Source organism: Nocardia sp. CDC519, assembly GCF_059509835.1.
The window spans coordinates 6064865-6078999 of the sequence record NZ_CM183377.1 but is presented as its reverse complement, the minus strand read 5'-3'; the positions used below and the strand labels follow the sequence as shown (position 1 = coordinate 6078999).

Sequence of the window (14135 nt, the reverse complement as noted above, 5' to 3'; positions counted from 1 at the left end):
CATCAGCACATCGCCGGGGTGCACCGATGACCGAAACCTATGTGGTCGTGGGTGCGAGCCTGGCCGGCGCCCGTGCTGCCGAGACACTGCGCGCCGAGGGCTTCGAAGGCCGTATCGTCCTGGTCGGCGACGAATTCCATCTGCCCTATGACCGTCCACCACTGTCCAAGGAAGTGATCCTCGGGCGGAAGGAGCCCGAGCAGACGCATCTGCATCCGGCCGAGTTCTACGCGAACAACGACATCGAGTTGCTGCTGGGGGTCCGGATGACCCGATTGGCCCCGAGTGAACGCCGGGTCGAGCTCGACAGCGGCGCGGCACTGCGAGCCGATAAGGTGCTCTTGTGCACCGGCACGGCACCGCGTCGGCCGGATATCGCGGGCCTCGATGTGGAAGGCGTCCATTTCCTCCGCACTGTCGATGACGCGATCGCGATCCGCGACCGTTTGCGGGCAGGCGGATCGGTGGTCATTGTCGGCGGCGGCCTGATCGGCATGGAACTCGCGGCGTCGGCGGTCTCAATGGGCAATGCGGTCACCGTGCTCGAACGTGAGGCGGGACTGCTGCGCCGCGTCCTGGGTGCGCAGATCGGAGACCGGCTGGCCCGCTGGCACTCCGAGCGCGGGGTGTGCATCCGAACCGGCGCCGAAATCACCGGCTTATCGGGGAAAGGCCGGGTGCGACAGGTCCATACCGCCGACGGCGCAGCCATCGACGCCGACCTCGTGGTGATCGGCATCGGAGTAACGCCCGCCGTGGACGCAGTAGCAGGTGCCGGTATCGACATCGAAAACGGGATCGTCGTCGATGAATTCGGTGAAACCTCGGTGCCGGGGATCTACGCCGCGGGCGATGTCGCCTGCCGGGCCGACAGACGCTCGGGGCGCAGGATTCGGCTCGAGCACTGGCAGAACGCCCAGAACCAGGGCATCGCCGCGGCCAGGGCCATGCTCGGCAGGCGCGAATCCTCCGACGAAGTGCCGTGGTTCTGGTCCGATCAGGGCGAGGTCAACATCCAGGCCGCCGGCCACATGCGCCCGACCGATGCGGTGGTGTGGCGCGGTGAGCCGGAGTCGATGGAATTCACCGCGTTCCACTTGCACCAGGGCCTACTGGCCGGCGTCGTCGGCGTGAACCGCAGGCGTGAGGTGCGCATGGCGATGAGCATGATCGGCAAACAGGCGCGACCGGATCCCGCTCTACTCGCCGATCCCGCCGTCGACCTGCGTGGCATCGGGGACAGCGCAGTACGCACGCGTGGCGCCTAGCGTCCGAAAGGAGAGACAGATGACATCGACAGAGCAGTCGGAGAGGTTGGTCCGGGTATGTGCGGTCGGCGACCTCACGCCCGGCAACGTCACACGTGTGGACACCAATCCACCGATCGCGGTCTACAACATCGACGGCGAATTCTACGCGACCGCGGATTGGTGCTCACACGACAAATCCTCACTCGCGGATGAAGGATTCATCGAAGACGGTCAGATCGAGTGTGGCTGGCATTTCGCGAAGTTCTGTATCAAGACCGGAGCCGTCACGGCGCCGCCTGCGTCGGAGCCACTCGCCAAATACGCCGTGCAGGTCGTCGACGGCGCCGTGTACGTCGACATCGGAAGCTGAATTGTCGTTCCGGCGCCCAGAACATCGGGATCGACCGTTCCCGGCTCTGGTGATTACCTGTAGGACAACGATTTCGACGTGTAACTGAAGGGAGATGATCGTGGCCGTTGCTGCCGATTATCTGCAATCGTTGGTGAATTGGAAAGAGGGCCGTATCGGGCCCGAGATCTTCGTCAGCGACGAAATTTACAAAATGGAGCAGGAGCGCATCTTCGGTCGCAGCTGGTTGTTCCTCGCCCACGACAGCATGATTCCGAACCCGCACGATTTCTTCGCGACCTATATGGGTGGTGACCCGGTGCTGGTGGTCCGTCAACCCGACGGAAGCGTGCGTGCCTTTTTGAACGTCTGCCGCCACCGAGGTATGCGTGTCTGCCGCGCCGAGGAAGGTAACACGCGGTCGTTCATGTGTACCTATCACGGCTGGACCTATGACAGCGCGGGCAAGCTGGTGGGCGTCCCGAATCTGGAGGACGCCTATTTCGACAAGCTGTCGCTGGAGGACAACGGCCTGATCCAGGTCGCGCAGGTCGACTCCTACAAGGGCTTGATCTTCGGCAACTTCGACCCGGCGGCCCCGTCACTGCACGAATACCTCGGTGCACTGAAGTTCTATATCGACGGCTGGGTCGACCACGCCGAAGGCGGTATCGAGGTGTTGCCGGGCGCGATCAAGTGGACGATCAACGCCAATTGGAAACTCGCGGCCGAGCAGTTCGCCGGCGACACCTATCACGCCACCACCAGTCACCTGTCCTCGCTGCTGTCCTTCGGTCCTGGATTCGATGCCAAGGACGGCGCTCATGTATCGCTGCGCGAAGGTCACGGCGAGAGCTTCCTCTTCGAACGCCATACTCGCTTCGCCGACGATCCGCTGGGCCAGTACAACGAGAAGAAGCGCCGAATCGCGCGGGAACGGGTAGGCGATCGTGCGGACATGGTCGCGAATTTCAACGCCTTCCCGAACTTCGCCGGACTACCGGGTTCGGCGAATCTCCGGGTCTGGCACCCCAAGGGCCCGACCAAGTTCGAGATCTGGTCGTTCACCGTGGTCGAGAAGGACGCTCCCGAAGAAGCCAAACGGGCACAACAGGTCTCGGCATCGTTCACCGAGGGCGCAGCCGGTGTCGTGGAGACCGACGACGGCGAGAACTGGGGCATGATCGGTGGAGTCCTGGAACAGGGCTACCAGGCCCGCAAGATGGCATGGAACTACGAAATGGGGCTCGGGACCGGACGTGAGCATCCGGAGTACCCGGGAGAGTACTTCGACTCGTTCTTCGGTGAAGCCGGCCAGCGCGGCTTCTATCGGCGATGGCTGGAGTTCATGACGACCGAAGCCTGGCCGCAGATTCCGCCGGAGGAACGCACCGATGCCGCACCGTTTGCCGCGGCGAGCGCGACGGAGGCAGTCCGATGACCGTCGACCAGGTTCTCGCGCCCACGACCGGCGCGGAAATCGACACTGTCGTCCGGCAGCACCGCATCGAGCAGTTTCTCTACCATGAGGCACAGCTGCTCGACCGGTGGCAGTGGAGCCGCTGGCTGGAGCTGTTCGCCGAGGATGTCCTGTACTGGATGCCGGTACGCAAGAACCGGCTGCGCCGCCAGCGTGACCAGGACGAGGTGCCCAAGGGCATCGAAATGGCCCACTTCTACGACGATTACGAATCTTTGCGCATGCGGGTGAACCAGATGCACTCCGGTACCCATTGGGCCGAGGATCCGCCGTCACGGTGCAGGCATCTGGTCACGAATGTCATCGTTGCGCCGCGTGCGGACGGCGGACAGGCCGATGGGGCCACGGAATTCGATATCACGTGCAATTTCCTGGTCTACCGGAATCGGCTCGAATCGGAGACCGATATCTGGGCAGGCGAGCGCCGCGACGTCCTGCGCGTCGACGGCTCGAGTTTCAAGATCGCCAAGCGCACGATCCTGCTGGATCAGAACGTCGTGCAGTCGAAAAACCTGAGTGTGCTGTTCTAGCGCGCCCGAAATGGAGAGGGATTGCCATGGTAGCCCCCGATATCGATCGCACTGCCGATCTGGCACTGCACGAGGTCCTGCTCGACCGCGCCCGTGAACTCGCGCCACGGATTCGGGCGCGAGCCGCCCGAACGGAGGCCGAGCGGGCGGTGCCCCGTGAGTCGATCGACGAGATCATCGCGGCAGGCCTCGGTGGCCGCATTCTGGCCCCACGTCGCTACGGCGGTGACGAGTTGTCGCTCGACACGATGTATGCCGTAGCCGTGGAACTCGGACGGGCATGTGCGTCCACGGCGTGGTGCGCCGCGTTGCTGCCCCACGATGCCCATATGGTGGGGTACTTTCCGCGGGTCGCGCAGGAGGCGGTGTGGTCCGACGGGCCCGATACGTGCATTGCCGCCTCGCTGGCTCCGGCCGCCACCGTGCACAAGGTCGACGGCGGATACCGATTGACGGGCAGGCACGGCTTCGCCAGCGGGGTCGACCACGCATCGTGGGTGATCGTGAGCGGCCTGATCAAAGATGCCGGGCGCGCGGCCAATCACCATTTCCTCGTGCGGCCGGGCGACTACACCATCGACGACGACTGGTACGCAGCCGGAATGCGCGGCACGGGGAGCAAGACGATCGTTGTCGACGATGTCTTCGTGCCGGATGGTTTCGTCGTGCCGGCCGCGGCGCTGGTCGCCGGCGAGGGGCCGGGCAGTGAGGTCAATCAAGGCCCGCTCTACAGTCAGCCGCTGGCATTGCATGCCGGCCTCACCTTCCTCGGCCCGATGATGGGCACCGCACTGGATGCTTATGACCACTTCGTGGAGTGGGCACGTGGCCGGGCGCAGACCTCGGGCTCGGAAGTCGTCCAGGAGGCGGTCGCGCGCACCTCCGCCGATCTGGAGCTGGCCGAGCTGGCGATCCAACAGGTTCTCGATGCGGCCCGTGCGCCGGGCCGACTCGAGCTCGCCGACCGCGCGCAGATACTGCGCGACTACAACCGCGCCGCCGAACTTCTGACCGGCGCCGTCGACAGGCTGTTCGATTTGAGCGGAACCTCAGGCTTCAAAGACAGCAGTCCGATGCAGCAGAAGTGGCGAGACATCCACATGATGGCCAGTCACGTCTCCTTCACCCGCGCGAACTTCCAGCACTACGGCCGGGTCGCGCTCGGGCTCGAGCGCGACCCGAAACTGGTCGTGTTCTGAGGCCGCGTCGGGTGCCGCGCCCTTCCCACTCATCCAGATCCCGGAAAGTAGTAGATCCATGGCGGCTGTCAGCCAACTCAGTTATGTCGTCGGGACGTCGAGCGATGTCCCGGCCTGGAAACAGTATGCGACGGAGGTGCTCGGCCTCGAGGTCTCCCGCGATAGCTCCGATCGCTTGCTCTACGTCCGAGCCGACGACCGTCATCACCGGATCGGGGTGCGGCCCGGTCACGAGGACGACGTCGCTTACGTCGGATGGGATGTCGCGTCGAAGGCAGCGCTCGAAGCTGCGGCCGCGCAGCTGGACGCCGCAGGTGTCGAGGTGACGGCCGGATCCGCCGAGGAAGCAGCCGACCGGCGGGTTATGGAATTCGTCTTCTTCACCTGCCCGTATTCCGGGGTACGCATGGAGTTGGTGCTCGGGCACGAGAAGCTTTTCCTGCCCAAGTTCCGGCCCACACGCGACCTCGCCGGCTTCAACACCGGCGATATGGGCATGGGACATGTGGTTCTCTACGCAGCCGACGTCGTCGCAGCGGCCGACTTCTACTGCCGAGTACTGGGTTTCGGCGTCAGCGACTTCGCCCATATTCCTGATGTCGGGCCGTTCGCCGCGTTCCTGCACTGCAACGCTCGCCACCATTCGCTGGCGTTCATGAATATCCCGGAAGCTACGCGCCGCATCCAGCACGTGATGTTCGAGACGGTCAGCATCGACGACGTCGGGCACAGTTACGACCTCTGCGTCGAACGCGGTATCACCTCGACCTCGACGGGCCGTCATCAGAACGATCACGTCTTCTCGTTCTATTTCCGCAACCCCTCGGGGTGGCATTTCGAGTACGGCTGGGGACCGCGGGTGGTCGACCCGCAGACCTGGACCACCGAGAACTACGCGCTGGGTTCGGGCTTCGCCTGGGGCCACGACGGTCTGATGAAGATGGTGTGAGGAGATGTCCGAGCCGGCTACCTCACCGTTCATCGTCGGCCTTGGCGGAACGCTACGGCCGGCGTCTTCCACCGAATCGGCCCTTCGCATTGCCCTCGACGCTGCCCGTGAGCACGGCGCCCGCACAGCACTTTTCGGTGCGTCGACGCTCGCGCGGCTGCCCATGTACGATCCCGACCATCCGCCGGTGGCCGAGGCGCGCGAGTTGATCGACGCGTTGCGCAAAGCCGACGGCGTGGTAATTGCCTCACCCGGATACCACGGCTCGGTGTCGGGCTTGGTGAAGAATGCCCTGGACTATGTCGAGGATATGCGCGACGACGAGCAGCCGTATCTGTCCGGCCGCGCCGTCGGCTGCGTCACCACGGCATACGGATGGCAGGCCGCCGTGACTACGCTGCAGACACTTCGCAGTATCGTGCACGCACTGCGCGGCTGGCCGACACCTTTGGGCGCGGCGATCAATTCCGCGGCGACGCGAGTGGCATACGGCCGGCAGCTCGACGAGCCCGTTGCGTTTCAGTTGCGTACGGTGGGCCGGGAGGTGTGTGCGATGAGCGTTGCGCCTTCGACCTCGAATTCACTCACCGTCGCCGTCTCGGCCGAATAGCGTTTGCGCCGATAATCTCGCCCCGGCATCCGGAAAATCGGATGCCGGGGCGAAGCCGTAGGGCTACGTCGCATCATCGAAGATCGAGAAGCGTTTTCCAGCGGTCAGGCCACCGTCGACCGCGAGCACCGCGCCGGTGATATAACTGGCATCGTCCGAGGCGAGAAATACTGCCGGCCGGGCGATTTCCTCGGGATCGGCGTAACGCCGCATCGGGCACATATCCTCGATCATTTTCTCGTGGCCCGGAACGCGATCCAGATAGTCGCGAATGCGTGGAGTCATCGTGCTCCCCGGACAGACCGCATTGACGCGGATCCCGTCCGCCGCGTAGTCCATTGCCATGTTCTTGGTCAACAGCAGCACCCCGCCCTTGGCCGCGCTGTAGGCAGCGCAGCGGTTCTCGGCGAGCAGGCCGGCGGTCGAGGAGATGTTGACGATGCTGCCGCCGCCGGAGCTGCGCATGTGCGGGATGACGAGCTTGGAACAACGATAGACCGAGGTCATGTTGATGTCGATCATCCGGTACCAGTCGTCGTCCGCCATCTCGTCGACCCGTCTCGGCAGGCTGGCGCCGGCCACATTGAACAGGGCGTCGACGCCACCGAACGCGTCGAGGGCGACGGTAAGCATCGACGTGACGGAGTCCGGATCGGTGACATCTGCGGTGGTGGCCACCGATCGTCCGCCGAGACCGCGCACCTGCCGTGCTGTTTGCGCTGCGTCCTCGGCCCGGAGATCGGCGGCGACTACCGCTCCGCCGCGTGCTGCCCACTCGATCGCGATCGCGCGCCCAATTCCCGCGCCCGCCGCGGTAATCAATGCCGTGCGACCGGCCGATCGCGGGCTGCTCATATGTGAGTTCACGTCAACTCTGCCTTTCCAGCGTGTGGCACAACGTTTTTCGAATAATTGAGGGGTTGACCCGGGCGGAATCAAAACATAGGATTTTCGACACCGGCAGAGAAATGTTCTGTGTGCCGGAATCGCCAGGGCAGCTTTGTATGTTGTCGCATCCGCCGACCAGCGTTGCCCGTTACGAATCGATGCGGAGGCCGGCGCATGGCGCACGCGACCGAAACGGAAATATCGAGCGACTACGAGCAGGTTCGGGCGGTGATCGCCGCAAAATTCACCAACCCGCTCGACCTTCCGAAGGAGATCTTCTCCGACGAGCTCGTATACAAGGAAGAACTGGAAAGGATCTTTTACGGGCCGTACTGGCACCCGGTGGCGCACCGCGCCGAACTGGGGGAGGTGAACAGCTTCAAGACCACGTGGCTCGGTGAGGTGCCCATCATCGTCAGCCGGGGGCCACGAGACCGGATCCGTGCTTTCATCAACACCTGTACCCACCGGGGCACGCTGCTGGAACAGCGGGCAGCCGGCGTGGCGACAGAATTTCAATGTCCGTACCACAGATGGCTGTTCAACAGCGACGGTGAGTTCTGCGGTGCGCCGGGCGAGCGCGAGTTCCGTTCCGACTTCGACCGGAAGGACTACGCGCTGCCGGAACTGCGAGTAGCCGAGCTGGCCGGGCTGATCTTCGTGACGAGGCATCCGGACACTCCACTCCTGGAGGCATTTCTCGGCGCCTGCGCCAACCCCGTGCGCGACTGTCTGCTCGATGACGGCGATCTCACCCTGCTCGGATACCAGAAGGTCGTCTACAAGGCGAACTGGAAAACATACTTCGACAACGACTTCTACCACGCGCCCCTGCTGCACACCGGTTTTCGGATACTCGGCTGGCAAGGAGGCAAGGGGGAGGTGCGCATCACCCAGCCGGTGGGACACTTCTCGGTCGGCTACCAGAGCACGCCGTACGTGGACAACGGTTACCTCGCCGATCCGAGCGTCGTCCAGTTTCGCGGTACCGATGATCGCGCCAGGGTGGTGGCCTTGCGGCCGGTCACGGTAATGACCAAACACGTCGACACCATCAACGTGCGATTCGCCCGGCCGCGCGGCGTGGACCGCACCGAAGTGGACTACGCATTCTTCGGGCATGTCGACGACAGCCAGGAGTACCGGGAGCATCGTGTCCGTCAGGCGTCGAATCTGCTGGGGCCCAGCGGCTTCATCACGATCGAAGACGCGGCGGTCTTCAACCGTCAACAGCAGACGGCTCGGGACGGAACGCTTGCGCGCTTCGTCAAAGGCGTCGACGGACGTCCCGAAGACGCCACCCAGAACGACGAGATCGGCAACACCGTCGGCTGGGCCTACTACCGGAAGGTGATGGGTTTTGATCGTTGAGACCGACCAGGAAGTCCTGGCTGTCGACGAGTTGCTCGGCAGATACAGCGATGTGGTCGACGAACAGGACTGGCAGCGCTGGCCTGATCTGTTCGCGTCCGAATGCTCCTACACCGTGCACACTCTCGACAACCTGCGCCGCGGGCTACCGCTGGCCTATATGTACGACGACAACCGCGCCCGCGTGTTGGACCGGGTCAAGTTCATCACGGAGGTGTGGGCGGGCACGGTGGAGCCGTACGGTACCCGCCACGTCACGCAGCGCACCCGAGCCACGCGCCTCGACGACGGACGCTGGCGTGTCCGGGCGCATTTCCAGGTCAGCTACACCGAGAACGATGTGCTATCGGGGTTGCTCGCCGCCGGATACTACGACGATCTGATCGACTTGTCCGCCGGTGACCCTCGCTTCGCGCAGCGTCGAGTCTGCCTGGACAGCATGCCGGCGCGATATCTCGTCTATCCGCTGTAACTCCGAGATGGAGATCGATAGGTCTCTCACGAGGGGCCGGGTCTCCCGGCGACTCAGCCACTGGAAGCGCTCGAGGGCCTCACCCTGAATCGGGTGAGGCCCTCGGACTCGGCGGCGGGGGCCGCCACCTCTGCTCACATCAGCGATGTTGAGGCTCACGTGTTCCGCCCGCAAAGGCTTCCGCACGTCCCGGAGCGAACCAGGTTCGGTAGAACACGATCGACAATGCGGTGAGCGCGCCGAGGATCGCGATACCGAAGGGGAGTGGGTGGGTCGCCATCGGCATCGCGAAGTAGCGGATGCACAGCAGCACTGCGGCGAAAGTGGCTGTTCCCATCGCCACCACCAGCACGCGCTGACGGTCCCAGCCTCGGCCGGGGTCGCGCAGGGCGGACTCGATGGTCAGGCAGAATGCGGCGCCGGCCACGAGGTCGAGGCCGTAGTGGGCGCCGAGGCCGAGGGTCGCGGTGAGGGTGCACACCAGCCAGAAGGCGCCACCCCAGCGCAACCAGACAGGTCCGCGACGTGAATGGATGAACAGGGCGAGGGCCCATGCGGTATGCAGCGACGGCATGCAGTTACGCGGTGTGATGGCGTCGAACGGCATCGATTCGACCGAGATGGGGAGCGCGGGAACGGTATTCGGCCAGACGTCGGCGAGTTCCATGCCGTTTCCCCATGGTCCGAACGCGAGCACGGGCCCGACGACCGGGAAGATCACGTAGAAGATCGGGCCGATGAGACCGATCGCCAAGAATGTCCGCACCAGGTGGTGCTGCGGCCACCTACCTGTGGTCACGCCGCGTAACTGCCAGACGGCGACGACGATGGCGGCCACCGGAAGCTCGAAGTACACCCAGCGCACCAGCCCCGTCGGCACCGGCCCGGCCAGCTCGAGCGCATGGCCGACGATCCAGGACGGATTGCCGAGCGCGCGATCGGCCACCTCCACGTACGGGTCGAGCACCTGCGGACACGCCCAGGCCGTGACGTCCAACCAGACATCGCCGACCTTGGTCGCGAGGATGAGCAGCGCGCCGAGCGCGATCATGTGCAGTGCCGTGCGTCGTCGCGCACCACTCCACCGCAGGGCGGCGATCAGCGCCAGCGCCGTCAGCACGATGGTCGGTCCGTTGCCGACGGTGAAGGGACGGCCGTCGAACGCCCGAACCGCGACGAAGACGAGGTCGATGGCGACCGCGGCCGCGAGTGCGCTCACCCGCACCCGGCTGGTGACACCGACCAGCGCCAGCAGGAAGCCCGCCCACGGCGTCGTCGCCGACTTGGGCGTTCCGATGTAATCACGAACGAGGCTGGTCAACGGGCCGAGAGCGTGGATGTGAACGGCCATGAGCTGACCCGCGACGAGTACGAGCACAGCGGCGGCGATGCCGCCCCACACCACGAACGGCGAGAATCGACGCTCCCGGAGTTGTTCGACTTCCGCCGGCTCCGGAGGTGAGGTCGAACTGCCGTGCGTGTCGTGAATAAGCATTCGGACATCGTAAATACTCGGTGAACACGGCTTGACGGGACGCTTGACGGAGACCGTCGGTGGGTGAAAACGCCTGGGCGGCAGGAGGGGACGTCGCCGCGAGCTGGTGGCGTCACCGCTGGTCAAGGCTCCGGTATCGCGGACGAGCTCGGTACGTCGTCGATGTGTACGTGGTGCGCTCCCGCGGCGTCGAGATGGTCGCCCTGGATGGACTGGCTGTGTGCCAGTAGGGCGTCGTAGTCCACGGCGGCGCCGCGCATGATCGTTTCGATGGCTCGTTCGGCGTCCTCGTCGTCGAGATGGTTGCCGAACAGGGCGCGGTAGTGCACGAAGGCGGCGATGAGGTCGAGCATTCGTTCGATGTCCACATCGTCGCGCAGGTCGCCGCGGTCGACGGCGCGAAGCAGCATCTCCCGCACCGCCTTACGTGATGGCTCGATCACGGTGTCGAGGTATCGTCGGCGCAGTTCGGGATCGGCTGCGCATTCGGAATACAGGGCGCTGTACACCTCGGGGGCGATGGTGCGGTAGGCGGCGAGGAACAGGGTGAGGCCGTCGGCGATATCGCAGAGCGTGCATCCGGTGTCGGGTGGCAGCGGGGTGTCGAGCCGGCTCTCGATGGCGGCGAGGACGAGTTCGGGCCGCCCGGACCAGCGTCGGTAGATCGCGGACCGGGTGGTGCCGGCACGGCGCGCGATCTCCCCGACACTCACGGCGAAATAGGCGCTGTTCTCCAGGAGTTCGAGGGTGGCCGCGGTGACGGCGGTCGCGATGCCCGCGTCGCGGGGGCGACCGCCCGGCCGTCCGCCACTCGTGTGCTGCGCATTCGTCATAACGGCCAGTCTACGGATTCGTTACAGACAGAATCGTAACGGATACTGCTATGCTTCGAGTTGCGTAACAACACAGCTTGTAACGAAACCGAGGAGGCGCGATGAGCGCACGCGAACAGACCCTCCCGTCGAGCCGCCCGGCCCGAGCGACCCTCCGTGAGTGGCTGGGTCTGGCGCTGCTGCTACTGCCGATGCTCGCGCTGGCGACCGATCTGACCGTGCTGTTCTTCGCCCTGCCCGCGATCAGCGCCGACCTGGAACCCAGCTCTTCGCAGCTGCTGTGGATCACCCACGTATACGGATTCCTGATCGCCGGGTTCCTGGTCACGGCCGGTCGCCTCAGTGATCGCATCGGCCCCCGCCTGCTGCTGTTGATCGGATCGGCGTTCTTCGCCGTACTCTCCCTGGCCGCCGCCTACGCACAGACCGCGGAGGGGCTGATCATCGCCCGCGCGGCCCTCGGAATCGCCGGTGCCACCCTGATGCCCGCCCTGTTCTCCTTGCTGCGCGCGATGTTCGGTGACGATACGCAACGCCGCCTGGCGATCGCCATCGCCTTCAGCGCGTTCACCGTCGGTGGGGCGATCGGTCCGGTGCTGGGCGGGCTGCTCCTGGAGTATTTCTGGTGGGGCGCGGTCTTCCTCGTGAACATCCCGCCCCTCGTTGCGCTGCTGCTGGCCGGCCCGCGGCTGCTTCCCGAACGGGCGGAACGCAATCGCACCCGCATCGATCCGATCAGTGTCGCCCTGTCTGTCACGGGAATGCTGGTGATCGTCTACGGCCTCCAGGAGCTGGCCGCAGGGCGATCCGCGGAAGGTGGGCCTGTGTGGCTCCAATTACTGTGTGTCCTGGCGGGATCCGGAATCCTGGTGTTGTTCCTGCGACGCCAGGGCCGGATACGCGAGCCGTTGTTCGACCTCGCGATCCTCGGCAGCCGGCAAGTGCGGGTAGCGCTTGTGACGCTGCTGCTGATGGGCATCGGCGTGACGGGCATGTTCTATCTCTTCACGCAGTACCTGATGCTGGTCGCCGGGCTGACGCCGCTGCGAGCCGGCCTGTGGACGTTGCCGTACATCGTGGCGAATATCGCCGGCGCGATGCTGGCGCCGGGCCTCGCGCGCCGGTGGCCGCCGGCGATGGTCGTGGCCGCCGCGCTACTCGTCGCCGCGGGCGGTGCGGTCGGATTGGCGGCGCTCGCGGGCCCGGCCGCGTCGGCGGCGCCGATCGTGGCGGCGATCTCCGTGGTCGGGTGGGGTCAGGGCGCGGCGGGCGCGTTGGTCAGCGACCTGATCATCGCCGGCGCGCCCGAAGAGAAGACCGGCTCGGCGGCCTCGGCGCAGGAGGTCGGCGGGGAGCTTGGCACGGCCCTCGGTATCGCCGCGGCCGGTGTGATCGGAATCGCCGCGTACCGGCATTATCTGACGGGCCATCTTCCCGGCACCGTGTCCGGGTCGGTCGGTCGAGCCCTGAGTTCTGGCATGCACGAAGGCGTCACTGTGGTGGGCCGGCTTTCGGTCGGCGACCCCGTGCTGCCCGCGGTCGTCGATGCGGCGGTCGGCTTCGGGATCCAGGTGTTCGCCGGGATCGGCGCGGTCGTGCTGGCACTGACGGCGGGGCTGATCCTGTACGCCCACCGAAACGAACAGCGGCGGGCACGCCCCGTCTGCGTCGGATGAGAGGAACCGAGATGGGCCCGGTACGGCAGATGCGGAGGTTTACTTCCGACGATGTGCGCGCCTGGGAACGGATCGACGGCGGCATCCAGCTCGGTGCGGCGGTGGATGCCGACTATGGCCGATTGAGCGCCGGTTTCGCCCGGATGGCCGTCGGTGCGCGTGCCCCGCTTGCCGCGCCTTACGAGGAGGTCTGGATCATCATGGCGGGGACGATGACCATCGACGGCGCGGACGATGTTGTCGCCGCCCGCCCGGGAGATCTCATTCATCTGAATCCGGCCACTCGCGGCGAATTCCGGATCGACGACGATCTGGAAATGGTCGCATTGGCCTACCCGCCCGCCTGGGATATCGACCGCGGCGCATGGGAATCGGCCGTCGCGCGATCGACCGAAGGTCCTGCGGCGACGGTGTTCTCAGGCGAACACGCTGCCGCCGGGCGGCACCACCGGGTGGGGCAGGCGTCGCTCGTGCCCGCGGTTGCGGGCAGGTCGGCGGAGCCTCGGTTAGGCATCGGCTTCAGGCGGACGCCCGCGGCAGCCTCCATCGAGTTCCGTGTCCCGCGTGATTCGGTAATCGTGGCTGTCGAAGGGCAGTTCACGATCCACGTCGATCACAGAGCCTCCGAGCACCGTGCCGCCGCAGACGGCGGATCCTACCTCGCCGTGCGCCGAGGACAATTCGTTTACTTGCCGGCGGGGACCGGCGGCACCCTGGTGACCGACCCCGGCTCGGCGATCGCGTGGGCGCACCTGCGCCACAGCACCGCCGAACCACCGGCGTGACCGCACCGGATCACGGCACTGGCGCCAGGTGGCAGATCGACATCGTGCCCGCCACAGCGTCCGCGTCGTCCGGCGTCAGGGCAGCGGGATTCCGCGGACATTTTCCCGCGGCATTCGTCGGCCGCGACGCCGAAGGTGATGAACGGCAGGATCTGTCGTACGGCGGCGGACAGTTCGCCGCCGCGGTTGAGTGGGATCCGCTGGGTGTCCAGGCAGGCCAGGATCATCAGCGCGGCGGCGTCGGGTCT

Annotated in this window: 14 protein-coding genes and 1 pseudogene; 12 read left to right on the top strand and 3 right to left on the bottom strand. The window is 65.6% G+C overall.

The genetic code is table 11. The features are described from left to right. Nucleotides 1-26 precede the first annotated feature (26 nt). The 8 genes and pseudogenes from AC5W7N_RS27645 to AC5W7N_RS27610 all read left to right on the top strand — a co-directional run bounded on the left by AC5W7N_RS27645 (nt 27) and on the right by AC5W7N_RS27610 (nt 6367). Nucleotides 27-1268: an NAD(P)/FAD-dependent oxidoreductase gene (locus AC5W7N_RS27645; RefSeq protein WP_490725441.1), complete on the top strand. Its 1242-nt coding sequence runs from the start codon at nt 27-29 to the stop codon at nt 1266-1268. A gap of 19 nt (nt 1269-1287) precedes the next feature. After that, entirely contained in the window at nt 1288-1620 is a 333-nt protein-coding gene (locus AC5W7N_RS27640) for a non-heme iron oxygenase ferredoxin subunit (protein ID WP_195021641.1), read from the top strand. Between the two features lie 94 nt (nt 1621-1714). After that, nucleotides 1715-3040: an aromatic ring-hydroxylating oxygenase subunit alpha gene (locus tag AC5W7N_RS27635; RefSeq protein WP_195021642.1), complete on the top strand. Its 1326-nt coding sequence runs from the start codon at nt 1715-1717 to the stop codon at nt 3038-3040. Next, nucleotides 3037-3609, top strand: a complete 573-nt coding sequence (locus tag AC5W7N_RS27630) for an aromatic-ring-hydroxylating dioxygenase subunit beta (protein WP_195021643.1) — start codon at nt 3037-3039, stop codon at nt 3607-3609. The genes AC5W7N_RS27635 and AC5W7N_RS27630 overlap by 4 nt, the downstream gene beginning before the upstream one ends. A 26-nt stretch (nt 3610-3635) precedes the next feature. Beyond that, nucleotides 3636-3851 (top strand): annotated as a pseudogene (locus tag AC5W7N_RS27625) (acyl-CoA dehydrogenase family protein); the annotation flags it as partial. Between the two features lie 87 nt (nt 3852-3938). Beyond that, nucleotides 3939-4808: an acyl-CoA dehydrogenase family protein gene (locus tag AC5W7N_RS27620; protein WP_228816238.1), complete on the top strand. Its 870-nt coding sequence runs from the start codon at nt 3939-3941 to the stop codon at nt 4806-4808. 58 nt (nt 4809-4866) lie between these two features. After that, complete coding sequence (locus tag AC5W7N_RS27615; RefSeq protein WP_195021645.1) at nt 4867-5757, top strand: VOC family protein; 891 nt, start codon at nt 4867-4869, stop codon at nt 5755-5757. A 4-nt stretch (nt 5758-5761) separates the two neighbouring features. After that, a complete protein-coding gene (locus AC5W7N_RS27610) occupies nt 5762-6367 on the top strand; it encodes an NADPH-dependent FMN reductase (RefSeq protein WP_195021646.1) in 606 nt (201 codons plus the stop codon). Nucleotides 6368-6430: 63 nt separating this feature from the next. On the opposite strand, the gene AC5W7N_RS27605 is transcribed toward AC5W7N_RS27610, so the two are convergent. Then, entirely contained in the window at nt 6431-7222 is a 792-nt protein-coding gene (locus AC5W7N_RS27605) for an SDR family NAD(P)-dependent oxidoreductase (RefSeq protein WP_195021647.1), read from the bottom strand. Between the two features lie 207 nt (nt 7223-7429). Between AC5W7N_RS27605 and AC5W7N_RS27600 the strand changes: the two genes are divergently transcribed. Beyond that, nucleotides 7430-8626 (top strand): aromatic ring-hydroxylating oxygenase subunit alpha, encoded by a 1197-nt coding sequence (locus AC5W7N_RS27600; RefSeq protein ID WP_195021648.1) that lies wholly within the window; start codon nt 7430-7432, stop codon nt 8624-8626. Continuing rightward, nucleotides 8616-9098, top strand: coding sequence for an aromatic-ring-hydroxylating dioxygenase subunit beta (locus tag AC5W7N_RS27595; RefSeq protein ID WP_195021649.1), 483 nt, complete (start codon nt 8616-8618; stop codon nt 9096-9098). Before AC5W7N_RS27600 ends, AC5W7N_RS27595 begins: the two co-directional genes overlap by 11 nt. 139 nt (nt 9099-9237) lie before the next feature. Here the strand turns inward: AC5W7N_RS27595 and AC5W7N_RS27590 are convergent, their stop codons facing one another. Together AC5W7N_RS27590 and AC5W7N_RS27585 are read right to left on the bottom strand one after the other, a co-directional pair. Further along, nucleotides 9238-10593: a phosphatase PAP2 family protein gene (locus AC5W7N_RS27590; RefSeq protein ID WP_195021650.1), complete on the bottom strand. Its 1356-nt coding sequence runs from the start codon at nt 10591-10593 to the stop codon at nt 9238-9240. A gap of 122 nt (nt 10594-10715) precedes the next feature. Next, the gene (locus AC5W7N_RS27585) at nt 10716-11426 is read right to left on the bottom strand and encodes a TetR/AcrR family transcriptional regulator (protein WP_194989362.1); all 711 of its coding nucleotides are present in this window, start codon (nt 11424-11426) and stop codon (nt 10716-10718) included. A gap of 101 nt (nt 11427-11527) precedes the next feature. Between AC5W7N_RS27585 and AC5W7N_RS27580 the strand changes: the two genes are divergently transcribed. Both AC5W7N_RS27580 and AC5W7N_RS27575 read left to right on the top strand, forming a co-directional pair. Then, entirely contained in the window at nt 11528-13102 is a 1575-nt protein-coding gene (locus AC5W7N_RS27580; protein ID WP_194989361.1) for an MFS transporter, read from the top strand. A 122-nt stretch (nt 13103-13224) separates the two neighbouring features. Continuing rightward, complete coding sequence (locus AC5W7N_RS27575; protein ID WP_194989360.1) at nt 13225-13887, top strand: cupin domain-containing protein; 663 nt, start codon at nt 13225-13227, stop codon at nt 13885-13887. Nucleotides 13888-14135 lie beyond the last annotated feature (248 nt).